Source organism: Denitromonas halophila, assembly GCF_007625155.1.
Classification (GTDB): Bacteria; Pseudomonadota; Gammaproteobacteria; order Burkholderiales; family Rhodocyclaceae; genus Nitrogeniibacter; species Nitrogeniibacter halophilus.
The window spans coordinates 480,078-493,996 of sequence record NZ_VMNK01000003.1; the positions used below are offsets into that span (position 1 = coordinate 480,078).

Here is a 13,919-nt window from a genome sequence, read left to right on the forward strand (position 1 = left end):
TCACGCAAAGACCGGAAAAAAAGGATCTGCCGCGTGGACGGCATCTTTGTACTGACCTTCATTGCCGTGGCAATCGTGCTGGTGTTCGACTACACCAACGGATTCCACGACGCAGCCAACGTGGTCGCCACCGTCATCGCCTCGCGCGCCATGACGCCGGGGCAGGCGGTGGTGGTGGTGGGTGTCTTCGAATTTCTCGGCCCCTTGCTTGGTGGCACGGCGGTGGCCAACACCATTGGCGGATTTGTTGACCTCAGCAATCTGGCGGCCAGCCATGCCATCGTGGTGGTGCTGGCCGGGCTGATCGGCGCGATTGCCTGGAACCTGCTCACTTGGTGGCGCGGTCTGCCGTCCTCGTCGTCACACGCACTGGTCGGTGGGCTGATCGGCGCGACCCTGCTGGCCGCCGGAACCGAACACGTGGTGTGGGGCATGGATGCCTGGCGCAGTGACGGCCACCTGACCGGCGTGTTGAAGGTGCTCGCGGCACTCATTCTCTCGCCCCTGATCGGGCTGCTCGCGGGCTTTGCCATTCACCGCCTGGCCATGCTGTTGCTGCGCGCCGCCCACCCACGTATCAACACCCGGTTGCGGCGCATGCAGTTCATCACCACCGCCGCGCTGGCCTTTTCGCACGGCGCCAACGACGCCCAGAAGAGCATGGGCATCATCACGCTGCTACTGGTGCTGGGCGGGTATCTGCCCAGTTTTTCGGTGCCGCTCTGGGCCATGCTGGCCTGTGCCTCGGCGCTCACGCTGGGTATTCTCACCGGCGGCTGGCGCATCGTACGTACGCTCGGCTTTTCGGTCTACAAGGTGCGCCCGCTGCATGCGCTCGATTCGCAGCTGACCTCGGCCGGCGTGATCTTCACGGCCGCGCTGGTCGGCGCGCCAGTGTCGACCAGCCACGTGGTGGCCAGCTCGATCATGGGCATCGGCGCTGCCGAGCGGCCCAAGGCAGTGCGCTGGGGCAAAGCGCGCGAGATCGGCCAGACCTGGCTGCTGACCCTGCCCGCCTCGGCCGCCGCCGGTGCGCTCGCACTGCTGGCATTTCTTCCTTTTCTCTCCGGGCCCACCGCATGAACCCCGACACTCCTGGCCGTTTCTCGCTGTCTGCCCTGTTCCATCGGATCATCGACCGGATGGTGCCCAAGGCGCCTGACTTTTACGGTCTGCTGCATGAGCAGGCCATTCATGTGCAGCACACCACGCATCTGCTGGTGCGCTTCATGAAGAGTGGCGACGCCGCGCTAGCCAAGGAGATCAAGCGCGACGAGCACACCGCCGACACCATCAAGATCCGCAATCTGCACACACTCAACGAAGCCTTCTCGACCCCCTGCGACCGGGAGGACATCTACCGCGCCATCATGACGCTCGATGATGTGGTCAATTACTGCAAGACCACGGTCAACGAGATGTCGGTGCTGGGCGTGGGCCCCGACGAAGTCATGCACCACATGGCCATCCAGCTCGACGGCGGCGCCCAGGCACTGATCAATGGCTATGCCAAGCTGGCCACCACCCCGTTGGCCGCCGAAACCGATGCCGCCGCCGGACGCAAAGCCGAGCGCCGGGTCGAAAAGCTCTACCGCAAGGCGCTGGCCGAGCTGTTCGTTGGCGACGATTATCTGAACATGTTCAAACGCCGCGAAATCTACCGTCACCTGTCCAACGCCGCCGACCGCATGGCCGCCTGCGCCAACACCCTCCACGATATTGTTGTAAAGATCACCTGATCCAGCCCGTTAGACCTTCGTAGTAGGCGCGGTTTTGGCGCCCGAGAGATTTCGCCCATGCCCCTGAAAGACCAGCAAAAAATTCTCGACGAAGCCGGCGTCGGCACCTGGTCTTACGACTGCATTGCGGATCGTTTCACCTGGAGTCCCTTTATCGCCACCATGCTCGGTGTGCCGGCGGAGTCCCTGCCACCGGACGCCGAACGCTGGCTGCTCACGCTCCACCCGGAAGATCGCGCACCCGCACAGGAAACCACCATCGCCGCCTGGCGCCAGGGTCGTCCCATGGAGCTCAAGGTCCGGGTCCGACGTGGTGATGCGAGCTGGTGCTGGGTGAGGTATCGCGGCCGGGTGGTCAAGCGGCGCGAGGACGGCTGGGCGCTGCAGGCGAGCGGCATCGTGATGGACATTACCGAATGGCAAGACACCGAAGCGGCGCTCCAGGAGGAACGCGCCCATCTGCGCGCACTGGTCAATACCATCCCCGACCTGATCTGGCTGAAGGACCCACACGGTAAATACCTCAACTGCAACAAACGCTTCTCGGATTTCTTTGGTGCGCCCGAAGCCGACATCATCGGCAAGACCGATTACGACTTCGTCGATCGTGAGCTGGCCGATTTTTTCCGATCGAAAGACCTTGCCGCGATGCATGCCGGCAAGCCATGCACCAACGAGGAATGGGTCACCTTCGCCGACGATCAGCGTCGCGCACTGCTCACAACCACTAAGACACCAATGTTCGCGCGGGATCGACTCATTGGTGTACTCGGTGTGGCCCGCGACATCACGGCCGAGCATGAGGCACGCCAGCGCCTCGACAGAGCGCAGCAGATGTTCTCGGTCGCCTTTCAATCCAGCCCGCTGGCAATCTGCATTTCCGACCTGGAAACAGGACGGCACCGCGAAGTGAACGCGCAATTCGGCAAAGTCTTCGGCTATGACCCCGACGAAGCACGGGGCAAAACCTCGCTGGAACTCAATCTGTGGCCAAACCCCGAAACCCGCATCGCCTGGCGCGACGTTCTCATCGCTGACGGTGGCTGCGTGGATTACCGCACCACCATGCTCCGTCGCGACGGCCAAGCCATGCGCTGCAGTCTGTCGGCGGGGGTCATTCCAATCGAAGGGCGCGCGCATGTCGTCGCCTATGTCACGGATGTATCCGACGCGGAGCACGCCGCTCAGCAGCTCGAACAACGCGACCGCTATCAACGGGCGCTGCTGGACAACTTCCCCTTCATGGTCTGGCTGAAGGACAAGGACAGCCGAATCCTGGCCGCGAATGCGCCCTACGCCGCAGCCTGTGGCGCAAGCTCGCCGGAGGCTCTCGTTGGCAAAACGGACCGCGACCTCTGGCCCCAGGATCTGGCGGAGCGCTATCGGAACGATGACCTCGTCATCCTGAGCGGCACGCAAAGCATCAGCGTTGAAGAACCCGTCGAAATCGATGGCGAACCCCGCTGGGTCGAGACGTGCAAGTCGCCCATGATCGTCAATGGCGAGACGGTTGGGACAGTCGGCTTCGCGCGCGACATCACTGAAAAGCGCACGACCGCCATCGAGCTGGAGATGCACCGCCACCACCTGGAAGAGCTGGTCGCGGAACGCACCGCCGAGCTGGAGGCGGCCAACCGCGCCAAAAGCACCTTCCTGGCCAACATGAGCCATGAGATCCGCACCCCGCTCAACGCCATCATCGGGCTGACCCAGCTGATGCTGCGCAACCAGCCCCAGCCGGATGACGCCCGACGGCTGGACAGCGTGGTCAGTGCCGGCAAACACTTGTTGGCCATCATCAACGACCTGCTCGACATCTCGAAGATCGAAGCCGACCGCATGCCACTCGACATCGCCGGCTTCGAGATCGCCCAGGTGGTTGACGACACGATCGGGCTGGTGCAAGACGGCGCCGAGGCCAAGGGGCTGACGCTCAGCCTTGTTGTTGACCCGCGAGTCCCCGCTCATGTGACCGGTGACGCCACTCGCGTCGGTCAGATCCTGTTCAATTTTTTGGGCAACGCGGTCAAGTTCACCCCGCGCGGCGGGATCCATCTGCGCATTCGCCCACTGGAGAAGGCTGGCGACGGCGTGACCCTTCGCTTCGAGGTCATCGACACCGGCATCGGTATCGATGCGGACATCCAGCCGCGGCTGTTCAACGCCTTCGAGCAGGGTGACCCTAGCACCACCCGGCGCTACGGCGGCACCGGCCTGGGGCTGGCCATCAGCCGCCGCCTGGCGGAACTGATGGGCGGCAGCGTCGGCGTGAGCAGCACACCCGGGCAAGGCAGCACCTTCTGGTTCACCGCGCATTTCGGCCTCGTCAAGACCGAGCCCGCGCCCCTGCCGAAAGCCTCCGACCCGCACACCGACGCCAGCGTGCTGGCGCGCGACTTTGGCCAGCGCCGCTTATTGCTGGTCGAAGACAACGAGGTCAATCAATACGTGGCAATGGAGTTGCTGGCCGATGCCGGCCTGAAAGCCGATGTGGCTGAAGATGGCCAGCAAGCGGTCGAGCTGTTCGCCCGCCAGCCCTACGACCTGATCCTGATGGACATGCAGATGCCGGTGATGGACGGACTGGCGGCCACCCGTGCCATCCGCGCACTCGCCAACGGTGGCGAGGTACCGATCCTGGCCATGACAGCCAACGCCTTTGCCGAAGACCGCCAGCGCTGCACCGAGGCGGGCATGAACGATTACCTGTCCAAGCCCTTCGAACCCGAGCATCTCTACGCGGTGCTGCGTCGCTGGCTGGACCCGGGGCGCCGGCCTGCGACGCCCCCCGCCTGAACGCAAAAACGGCCACCAGTGACGGTGGCCGTTTTTGTGTTGCGTCAGCGGCGCTTACTTGGCCGCGGCACGGGCCGCATCGAGCCAGCCGTCGTAGGTGGCGCGATTGGCCTTGATCCAGCCCGCCACATGCCGGGCAATATCCGCCGGCTTGTTCTCGCCATCGCGCATCCGCAGGTTCTGCGCCGAGATGTCGTTGGCCGACAGCTTCATCACCTCAAACAACTTGGCCGCCGACGGGTTGGCGTCGGTAAAGGCGCGGTTGGCGATGATGCGCTGGTTGTTGGCCTGGAAACCGTAGTTCGAACCATCGGGCAGTGCGGTGTTCACATCCTTGCGCTCGCCCGGCAGCGCCGAAAACGGCACTTGCAGCCACACCACATCCTTGCCCGGCACCAGCACGCCGCTCACCCAGTAAGGCGTCCAGGTGTAGTAGAACACCGCCTGGCCCTGCTTCTGACGCGCGATGGTGTCAGCGATGATTGCCGAGTAGGCGCCCTGCTTGTGGGTCACGTTGTCGCGCAGGCCATAGGCATCGAGGTGATGCTCGATGACCTTCTCGCAGCCCCAGCCCGGATTGCACCCGGCCAGATCGGCCTTGCCGTCGCCGTCGGTATCGAAGAGCTTGGCGATCTTCGGGTCCTTGAGCTGATCAATCGACTTGATGCCGTACTTGTCGGCCGTTTTCTTGTCGATCAAGTAGCCTTGCAGCGCGCCGGGCGAATACACGCCCTCGCGGAACAGCTTCTTGTCGCCGCCGGCCCGTTCGTAGAAATCGATGTGCAGCGGGTCCCAGTGATCGGCCATGAAAGTGGCGTCGCCATTGCCGAGCGCGATGTGGCCGGCGGCGTACTCGATTTCCTTGATGGCGCCGACCTCGTAACCGAGGTCCTTGAGGCCTTGCATGACCAACTCGGTCTGAAAGGTCTCTTCGGCAATCGAACTCTTGATCGGCAGGACCTTGACGCCCTTGCCGGGCATGTCGGCGGCAAAGGCGCCGAGCGAGAAGGTGGCGGCAAGCGCAATGGCGGTGCCGCGCGCAAGATGAGTCAGTCGGGAAAGTCGCATGGTGTGCGTCTCCTGTAAAAGGTTTGAAAAATTCAGGCGGCGGCGGACTTGCCGAGCAGCCGGCGGACTGCGCCGATCGGTCCGGTGTCATACCAGCGACCCGGCGCTGTCTTGCCGCCGGCCATGGCCTGTGTGATGCGGTCGAGCATGATCGCGAGGATCACGATGCCCAGACCACCAATCGTGGCCAGCCCCATGTCGAGCCGACCGATACCGCGAAGTACCATTTGACCCAGGCCGCCGACGGCGATCATCGAGGCGATGACCACCATCGACAGACCGAGCATCAGCGTCTGGTTGATGCCGGCCATGATGGTCGGCATGGCCAGCGGCAGTTGCACGCGGGTGAGCAGTTGCCAGGGCGAAGCGCCGAAGGCGCGGGAGGCTTCGATCAGGTCGGGCCGCACCTGACGGATGCCCAGGTTGGTGAGGCGGATCAGCGGCGGCAGGGCGAAGACGATGGTGACCACCACGCCCGGCACATTGCCGATGCCGAAGAGCATCACCACCGGCACCAGATACACAAAGGCCGGCGTGGTCTGCATCGCGTCGAGCACCGGTCGGGCGAGCCCTTCAAGCTTGTCGTTGCGCGCCATGATGATGCCGGTTGGCAAGCCGATGACCATGCAGAAAAACACCGAGGTGAGCACCAGCGAGAGGGTCACCATGGCTTCGTCCCAGGCGCCGATCAGGCCGATCACGATCAGCGATAACACCGAGGCAATGCCCAGCCGGCGGCCACTGACCTGCCAGGCGATGAGGCCGAACAACAAAATCATGGCGAAGGCCGGCACGGCCAGCAGGGCCTGCTCGATGCCGGTGAGCGTGGCGTCGATGGGCAGGCGCACGGCCTGGAAGAAGGGGCGGAAGTTATCCACCACCCAGTTCAAGCCCTGATCAACCCAGGTGTCGAGCGGGATCACCGAATCGTTAAAGGGGTGCACCCAGTCAAAGGGCGGCTCGGGCGCGGCCTCGGGCGGCGCGCCCAGCCAGTCGCCATTGGCGGCCGCCGGCGCTTCGGCCGGCGCGGGGGTCGGCGTGGTGCCGCCCCAGGGATTGGCGGGGGCGGCCGCGTCTGCCGCGGCGGCCTCAACCGGCGCCGCCGGCTCGGGCGTGCCGGCTGCCGGGGTCGCCCAGGGGTTGGCGGCTGTGGATGCAGGCGCGGGCGCCTCGGCTGGCGCAGCGGCAGCCCAGGGGTTAGTGGCGGTCTTATCACTCATGCCGCGTCCTCCGTATTCTGTGCGTGCAGGAATTCGAGCATGGTGTTGCGGGTGATCGCCCCACGGTAGCGCCCCTTCTCATCCACCACCGGCAAGCCGTAGGGATGCTGGGTGAGCGGCTCGTAGAGCTCGCTGATCGGGGTGTCCGGGGTGAGCACGTGCGGCTCAGGCAGGAAGGCCTCGCGCAGCTTGGCGTCGGGACTGGCCTTGGCCGCCCTCTTCAGGCTGTCGAGCGAGACCACGCCCATCAGCTTCTGGTCGGGGCTGACCACGTAGCCATACTCGCGGTCATGCGAGCGCAGGCGTTCGATGGCACTGCGCACGCCCATGCCCTGGTGATCGATGATGTTGACCTGGGTCTTGCGTGCCAGATCGGCCGCCGACAGGATGCTGGTGGCGTCCACGCCCTTGAAGAAGGACTTCACATAGTCGTTGGCCGGGTTGCGCAGAATCTCTTCGGCCGTACCCACCTGCACCACCACGCCGCCTTCCATGATGGCGATGCGATCACCGATGCGGATGGCTTCGTCCAGGTCGTGCGAAATGAAGATGATGGTGCGCTTGTCCACCGCCTGCAGCTTGACCAGCTCGTCCTGCATTTCGGTGCGGATCAAGGGGTCGAGCGCCGAGAAGGCCTCGTCCATGAGCAGCACCTGCGGGTCGTTGGCCAGCGCGCGGGCCAGACCCACCCGCTGCTGCATGCCGCCGGAGAGTTCATCGGGGTAACTGCGCGCCCGCTCGGCCAAACCGACCTGCTCCAGCGCGACCATGGCACGGGCATGGCGCTCGGCTTCGGGCATGCCGGCGAGTTCCAGCCCGAAGGCAGTGTTGTCGATGACCGACAGATGCGGCATCAATGCGAAGGACTGGAACACCATGCTGACCTCCGAGCGGCGCAGATCGCGCAGCTCGATGTCGTTCATCTTGGCGATGTCACGACCGTTGATCAGCACCTGACCCGAGGTCGGTTCGATCAGGCGATTGAGCAAGCGAACCAGCGTCGACTTGCCGGAGCCGGAGAGGCCCATGATGACAAAGATTTCGCCCTCATTGACGCTGAAACTGGCATCGATGACACCGAGGGTCTGCCCGGTGCGGGCGAAGATGGTGGCCTTGTCCTGCCCCTGCTCGACGAGTTTCATCGCCTCGCGGGGCCGGTCTCCAAAGACCTTGTAGAGATTTTTGACGACGAGTTTTTCCGACATGCGTCCTTGTGACAATCATTCGCGTCGGAATGAGTCCATCCAAAAGGCCAAGATGCCGACAGAAGCGAAACTGCCTGACGATGACGGAGTCGTGATGTCCTCAGAATGGCGACAATGTCGCCCGACGCGAAGTCATTGATTGTAATGAGTAGCCGTAAAGTCTAACACACGATAGTTTTGTGCAAAACCTTTCGGCCGGGCGCCCACCCTAGCGAATCGCAATCTGGCTGGCCTTCTCAGGGTAGAGGGCCTTGATGCCGGCATAACCCGCCCGAATGGCTTCAAGGTCAGCCTCGACGTCGTCGGTCGGCTGCACGTAGGCCGCAATCCCCACGCAGCGCCGACCCCAGTCGATGTAGCCCAGCGCGATGGGCACGTTTGCCTGACGCGCGATCCGGTGGAAACCGCTCTTCCAGCCCTCGACATAGGCGCGCGTGCCTTCCGGCGCGATGCACACAATGGCGTGCGCGTCGGCGTGGATCTGCGCCACCACATCGTCGATGAAGCCCCCGGGTCGGGAGCGATTGATGGGAATCCCGCCCAGCCAGCGAAACAGCCGGCCGAAGGGTGCGCGGAAGAGGGTGTGCTTGCCCACCCAGCGTATTGGCCAGCCACAGGTAAAACGGGCCATCAAACCCGCGGGGAAGTCCCAGTTGGAGGTGTGCGGGTAGGCCAGCAGAATCATCTTCGGCCCGGGCGGGGTGCCCATATCCACGCGCCAGCCCAACCGCTTGAACAAGAACGCAGCCCACGCTTTGGGCGCAACAGGGAAGGGAAGAGGTTCGGCCACGGGCGCGCCCAATTCGATGGAGGTCGCGCATTGTGGCTGAAAAGCCCGCCAAACTCAGCGTGCAGTGCGCAATGTCAAATGGCTAAACGGCCGACAGCATGCCATGTTCATTCTGGCGCCGGCGAAAGCGCACACCGCGTGTCAGGCCCCCTGGCGGGCTTCCTCGGGCGGGGCCGCAGCAGGCTCGTCGTCGGCGTGCGTGCTGGTGTCCGGCGTGCGGGGGTCCATCTCCATGGCCATCACCGAGGTGCGATGCACCGCCAGGAACTCGGTCAGCTCGGCGTCGGGCACCGGCGCGTCGCGGCGGATACGCCAGGCGGTGAACAGTGCCAGCCCGACCAGCATGCCGGCCAGCACCAGCGGAAAGGCGCGCGCACCGGCCGCGGTGATGATCCCGCCGGCCAGCACCGGTCCGATCACCGCGCCCGTGCCATGCAATACCAGCAAGGCCTTGGTGGCTTCGAGCGCCTCGGACGAGTGGAAACGGTCGTGGGTCTGCGCCACGGCCAGGCTGTAGATGGTGAAGGCGAAGCCCCCGTAGAGGGCGGTGGCGATGACCAGCGCCATGACGGACAGCTCGGCAACCGCGAACATCGCCACGGCGCAAACAGCCGCCAGCACACACACGCTGACCAACACGACCCGCCGGTCGCGATGCTCCGCCGCGTGACCCACCGGCCATTGCATGAACGCGCCGCCGAAAATGGCCGCTGCCGTGAACACCGCCACATTGAAATCATCCAGACCCTGCGCCGCAGCAAAGGCCGCCGACAAACCCCAGAAGGCGCCCGACACCAGGCCGGACACCAGGCCACCGGCAAAGCCGACCGGCGACACCTTGTACAGCCGGCCCAGCGGCAGGCTCGGTGTCTGAATCGGGGTGGGTTGATCGACCGGCGTCAGCGCAATCGGCACCAGACCGAGGCAATAGAAAATGGCCACCAGCGCAAACGAGCCCATGTGCTCGGCGCCATAAATGGCGATCAGGAACTGACCCAGACCGAGCGCCACAAAGCTGACCATCATGTAGGCGGCGAAGATCTTGCCGCGCTTGTCGTGCATCTGCTCGTTGAGCCAGCTCTCGATGATCATGTAGATGGCGACCATGGTCACCCCGTGGATCACCCGCAACACCCACCAGAACCAGGGGTTGACGACCAAGCCGTAGAGCAGCGACACCACCGCCGCCAGCGCGGCCATGGCAGTAAAGGCGCGGATGTGACCAATGCGCCGGATCAAGGGCGGACACGCAAAAGCGCCAACAATGTAGCCGGCAAAGAAACCCGACATGATCAGACCCAGCGACAGGCCGGTGAAGCCTTCCACGCTGGCGCGCAGGCCGAGCAGGGTGCCGATCAAACCGGAACCCGCCAGCAGGATGGCCATACCCAGCAACAGGCTGGACACGGGAAGGATGGTGCTGATCATGAATGACATCTCGTGTAAGTCATCGACAGGGTCTCACGGATAGCGAGTCTGCCAAAACACAATGCCGGCCCCGCGATCGCCGGGCCGGCATTCTCAACAGCCACAATCGGGCAGGTTTATTCGATGCCCTGACTGCCCAGATATTCTTCGTAGGTGCCGCGATAGTCGATCACTTCGCCGTCCGGGCGCATGTCGATCACGCGCGTGGCCAACGAGGACACGAACTCGCGGTCATGCGAGATGAACAGGAAGGTGCCGGCGTATTTCTCCAGCCCCGAGTTGAGCGACTCGATCGATTCCATGTCGAGGTGGTTGGTCGGCTCGTCCATCAGCAGCACGTTCTTGCTCTGCAGCATCAACTTGCCAAACAACATGCGACCCTGCTCGCCACCGGAGATCACGCGCACCGGCTTCTTCACCTCGTCGCCCGAGAACAGCAGCCGGCCCAGCGTGCCGCGGATCAGGGTTTCCATGTCCTCGCCCTCGAAGCCGCCGTCACGCACATGCTCGGAAATCCAGTCGGTCAGCGACACATCGGACTTGAACTCGGCCGAGTGGTCCTGCGCGTAATAGCCCAGCTTGGCCTTTTCGGCCCACTTGATATGGCCTTTCTGCGGCGTCAGCTCACCCATCAGCAGGCGCATCAGCGTGGTTTTTCCGACGCCGTTCTCGCCGATGATGGCCACCTTGTCGCCGGCATCAATGGCCAGCGACAGGGATTTGATCAGCGGCTTGTCCATGCCCTCGTAAGCGAATGTCACGCTGTCGAGCTCAACCGCCTGACGGTGCAGCTTGTCCTTGGCGTCCACATCGAAACGGATCCACGGGTACTGACGGCTCGACGGCTTCACGTCCTCCGGCTTGAGCTTGTCAATCAGCTTCATCCGGCTGGTGGCCTGCTTGGCCTTGGACTTGTTGGCCGAGAAGCGGCGCACGAACTGCTGCAGCTCGGCGATCTTGTCCTTGGCGCGGGCATTGGCGCTGGCCTGACGCTGGCGGGCCAGGGTGGACGCTTCCATGTAGTCGTCGTAGGTACCCGGATAGACCTTGATGGTGCCGTAGTCCAGGTCGGCCATGTGGGTGCACACCTGGTTCAGGAAGTGCCGGTCGTGCGAGATGATGACCATGGTGGAGTTGCGCTCGTTGAGCGTGTCTTCCAGCCAGCGGATGGTGTTGATGTCGAGGTTGTTGGTCGGCTCGTCGAGCAGCAGGATCTCGGGATTGGCGAACAGCGCCTGGCACAGCAGCACACGCAGCTTCCAGCCCGGCGCCACCTGGCTCATCGGGCCGTTGTGCTGGTCGGTCGGGATGCCCACGCCGAGCAGCAGCTCACCGGCACGCGCCTCGGCGGTATAGCCGTCGTACTCGGCAAACACGCCTTCGAGCTCGGCAGCGCGCATGTAGTCGTCTTCGGTCGCCTCGGGGTTGGCGTAGATCGCGTCCTTCTCGGTCATGCAGGCCCACATCTCGGTGTGGCCCATCATCACCACATCAAGCACCCGCGTGTCTTCATAGCCGAACTGGTCCTGGCGCAGGTAGGCCATGCGCTCGTTGGCTTCCTTGGTCACGTTGCCGGCCGACTGCTCCAGCTCGCCACACAGGATTTTCATGAAGGTGGACTTGCCGGCGCCGTTGGCACCGATCAGGCCGTAGCGGTTGCCGTCTCCGAACTTGACCGAGACGTTGTCGAACAGGGGCTTGGCCCCGAACTGCATGGTGATGTTGTTGGCGATGAGCACAGCGCGAATCCTGAATCCGTAAAAAGCAAAGCGCCGGCAGCAGGCCGACGCACAATCGCGGCGAATTCTATCAGAAATTCAATGACATGAACCCGGTGCGCGACGGCCGGGAACCAGGCTATCCAGCACCTCCAGCCGATGTTACATCCGCGCCCGGTGACGCATTTTCTTGATCTTTGTCGCAGCCGCGCGGTGATTGCGCCCTTAGCATCGCCGGTTCATCATCGCGCCGTGCTCATGCTCTCCACTCTGCGTCCCGCCCTTCTCATCGTCCTCGCCGGCCTGCTGCCGCTCGCCAGCGCGTCGGCCGCGCCGCTGCAACCGCTGATCGACGCCGCCCTGGCGGGCACCGGCATCCTGCGTCTGGCGCCGGGCACCTACGAGGGGCCAGTCAAGATCACCGGCCGGCTGATTCTCGATGGCGGTGGCCAGGCCGTGATTCAGGGTAATCACGCGGGCTCTGTCATCACGCTCAAGGCCAGCGGCTCGGTGCTGCGCGGGCTGATCGTGCGCGGCAGCGGCGACTCGCACGACCAGATCCACTCCGGCATCTATGTCGAAGGCCACGACAACCGCATCGAAAACAACGTGCTCGACGACGTGCTGTTCGGCATCGTGCTGCAAAAATCCAACCGCAACCTGGTGCGCGGCAACCGGGTGCGCTCGCGCGGCGAGGACACCGCCGACCGCGGCGACGGCCTGCGCCTGTGGTACGCGATGGACAACCGCATCGAAGACAATGTGTTCGAACACATGCGCGACCTGACCTTCTCCAACTCACCGCGCAACCGCATCATCGGCAACACCATCCGCGACAGTCGGCGAGCGATGAACTTTCTGTTCTCGACGCGCACGCTGGTCGAAGCCAACCTGGCCACCGACAACGCCACCGGCATCGTGGTGATCAACTCCAACGGATTCATCCTGCGCAACAACCGGGTGATGCACGCCATGCATGTGTCGGGCGCGGGTATCGCGATCAAGGAAAGCACCGCGGTGCTGATCGAAGGCAATGAGCTGATCCATTGCGCCATCGGCCTGATGGCCGACTCCTCGTCCGACCCGCTCAGCCGGCTGGTGCTGGTGAACAACCGCCTCGCCCACAACGTCACCGGCATCAACTTCTACGGCGAGCGCGGCGGACGCATCCTCATCAACAACCGCTTCGAACACAACCTGTGGCAGGTCACCGCCACCAATGCCGGGCAGGTCGAGGCCGAGCACTGGGCCGGCAACTACTGGGACACCTACCAGGGCTTCGATCTGGATCAGGACGGCATCGGCGACCAGCCGCACGAGCTCTACGTGTTCGCCGACCGTATCTGGCTGGAGACGCCCGAAGCGAGCTTCTTCCGCAATTCGCCGCTGATGGAAATGATTGATTTTCTCGAGCGCCTGGCGCCCTTCAGCAATCCGGCGCTGGTGCTGCGTGACCGCACGCCGGTGCTGCGCGCCGCGCCGTGGACGCCCTCGGTCAGCTTCAACCGGCCGGCCGGCCAGATTGGCGCAGCGCCGGACTCAGCCGCAATGACTGCTCACTGATTGCCGGGCAAAGGCACCAGCGGCACCGGCGTCGGCCTGGCGCGACGTTCTTCGGCCTCACGCAGGCGCGCCTCCATGGCCTTGATGCGCTCGCCGCGGTCGATCCGGTTGGCCCGGGCCTCCAGCTTGCGCGCGGTCTGCATCTGCGCGGTGCGATCTTCCCGAACATCGTCGAGACAGGCATTAACGCGAAAACGGTCGTAACAGCCCGATTCGCGCTGCGCAAAATCGGCCTCTGCCGCCTTGCGAATCGACCTGGCCTGCGCGCGCAGATTCTGGCTGCTGTCGGTATCATCCGCCGCATGAGCCACCCCGGCCCCAATGGCAGAGAGCAGACAGGCAAACAGCAGCGCGGACAAACGAAGCGGGCGGGTCATGGCGTGAGGATGAGC

At 64.0% G+C, this 13,919-nt stretch carries 11 protein-coding genes; 4 read left to right on the forward strand and 7 right to left on the reverse strand.

The genetic code is table 11. The annotated features are described in order from the left end of the window. The first annotated feature begins 33 nt into the window (after positions 1-33). The 3 genes from FHP91_RS04430 to FHP91_RS04440 are packed head-to-tail and all read left to right on the forward strand — an operon-like array spanning position 34 to position 4,535. Positions 34-1,083 (forward strand): inorganic phosphate transporter, encoded by a 1,050-nt coding sequence (locus tag FHP91_RS04430; RefSeq protein ID WP_144308429.1) that lies wholly within the window; start codon positions 34-36, stop codon positions 1,081-1,083. Beyond that, entirely contained in the window at positions 1,080-1,739 is a 660-nt protein-coding gene (locus FHP91_RS04435; RefSeq protein WP_144308430.1) for a DUF47 domain-containing protein, read from the forward strand. The genes FHP91_RS04430 and FHP91_RS04435 overlap by 4 nt, the downstream gene beginning before the upstream one ends. A gap of 57 nt (positions 1,740-1,796) precedes the next feature. Beyond that, positions 1,797-4,535 (forward strand): PAS domain S-box protein, encoded by a 2,739-nt coding sequence (locus tag FHP91_RS04440; protein ID WP_144308431.1) that lies wholly within the window; start codon positions 1,797-1,799, stop codon positions 4,533-4,535. 54 nt (positions 4,536-4,589) lie between these two features. Here FHP91_RS04440 and proX read toward each other — a convergent pair whose 3' ends face one another. The 6 genes from proX to FHP91_RS04470 all read right to left on the reverse strand — a co-directional run bounded on the left by proX (position 4,590) and on the right by FHP91_RS04470 (position 11,985). Further along, complete coding sequence (gene proX, locus FHP91_RS04445; protein ID WP_144308432.1) at positions 4,590-5,603, reverse strand: glycine betaine/L-proline ABC transporter substrate-binding protein ProX; 1,014 nt, start codon at positions 5,601-5,603, stop codon at positions 4,590-4,592. A gap of 32 nt (positions 5,604-5,635) precedes the next feature. Further along, positions 5,636-6,823 carry a glycine betaine/L-proline ABC transporter permease ProW gene (proW, locus tag FHP91_RS04450; protein WP_144308433.1) on the reverse strand — a complete coding sequence of 396 codons (1,188 nt, stop codon included), beginning with the start codon at positions 6,821-6,823 and terminating at the stop codon, positions 5,636-5,638. Next, the gene (gene proV, locus FHP91_RS04455) at positions 6,820-8,028 is read right to left on the reverse strand and encodes a glycine betaine/L-proline ABC transporter ATP-binding protein ProV (protein WP_144308434.1); all 1,209 of its coding nucleotides are present in this window, start codon (positions 8,026-8,028) and stop codon (positions 6,820-6,822) included. The genes proW and proV overlap by 4 nt, the downstream gene beginning before the upstream one ends. A 208-nt stretch (positions 8,029-8,236) precedes the next feature. After that, positions 8,237-8,737, reverse strand: a complete 501-nt coding sequence (locus FHP91_RS04460; protein WP_144308435.1) for a 1-acyl-sn-glycerol-3-phosphate acyltransferase — start codon at positions 8,735-8,737, stop codon at positions 8,237-8,239. Positions 8,738-8,959: 222 nt separating this feature from the next. Next, positions 8,960-10,246, reverse strand: coding sequence for an MFS transporter (locus FHP91_RS04465; RefSeq protein WP_144308436.1), 1,287 nt, complete (start codon positions 10,244-10,246; stop codon positions 8,960-8,962). A gap of 116 nt (positions 10,247-10,362) precedes the next feature. After that, positions 10,363-11,985 carry an ABC-F family ATPase gene (locus FHP91_RS04470; protein WP_144308437.1) on the reverse strand — a complete coding sequence of 541 codons (1,623 nt, stop codon included), beginning with the start codon at positions 11,983-11,985 and terminating at the stop codon, positions 10,363-10,365. A 237-nt stretch (positions 11,986-12,222) separates the two neighbouring features. Between FHP91_RS04470 and nosD the strand changes: the two genes are divergently transcribed. Next, on the forward strand, positions 12,223-13,527 hold the full coding sequence (gene nosD / locus FHP91_RS04475; RefSeq protein WP_144308438.1) for a nitrous oxide reductase family maturation protein NosD: 1,305 nt from the start codon (positions 12,223-12,225) through the stop codon (positions 13,525-13,527). On the opposite strand, the gene FHP91_RS04480 is transcribed toward nosD, so the two are convergent. Then, complete coding sequence (locus tag FHP91_RS04480) at positions 13,521-13,904, reverse strand: hypothetical protein (RefSeq protein ID WP_144308439.1); 384 nt, start codon at positions 13,902-13,904, stop codon at positions 13,521-13,523. The two genes, nosD and FHP91_RS04480, sit on opposite strands and share 7 nt — an antisense overlap. Positions 13,905-13,919 lie beyond the last annotated feature (15 nt).

Coding starts and splice junctions, on each gene's coding strand:
- nosD (WP_144308438.1), top strand. CDS start 12,223: ATGCTCTCCACTCTGCGTCCCGCCCTTCTCATCGTCCTCGCCGGCCTG.
- proW (WP_144308433.1), bottom strand. CDS start 6,823: ATGAGTGATAAGACCGCCACTAACCCCTGGGCTGCCGCTGCGCCAGCC.
- FHP91_RS04435 (WP_144308430.1), top strand. CDS start 1,080: ATGAACCCCGACACTCCTGGCCGTTTCTCGCTGTCTGCCCTGTTCCAT.
- FHP91_RS04460 (WP_144308435.1), bottom strand. CDS start 8,737: ATGGGCACCCCGCCCGGGCCGAAGATGATTCTGCTGGCCTACCCGCAC.
- FHP91_RS04440 (WP_144308431.1), top strand. CDS start 1,797: ATGCCCCTGAAAGACCAGCAAAAAATTCTCGACGAAGCCGGCGTCGGC.
- FHP91_RS04465 (WP_144308436.1), bottom strand. CDS start 10,246: ATGATCAGCACCATCCTTCCCGTGTCCAGCCTGTTGCTGGGTATGGCC.
- FHP91_RS04480 (WP_144308439.1), bottom strand. CDS start 13,904: ATGACCCGCCCGCTTCGTTTGTCCGCGCTGCTGTTTGCCTGTCTGCTC.
- proV (WP_144308434.1), bottom strand. CDS start 8,028: ATGTCGGAAAAACTCGTCGTCAAAAATCTCTACAAGGTCTTTGGAGAC.
- proX (WP_144308432.1), bottom strand. CDS start 5,603: ATGCGACTTTCCCGACTGACTCATCTTGCGCGCGGCACCGCCATTGCG.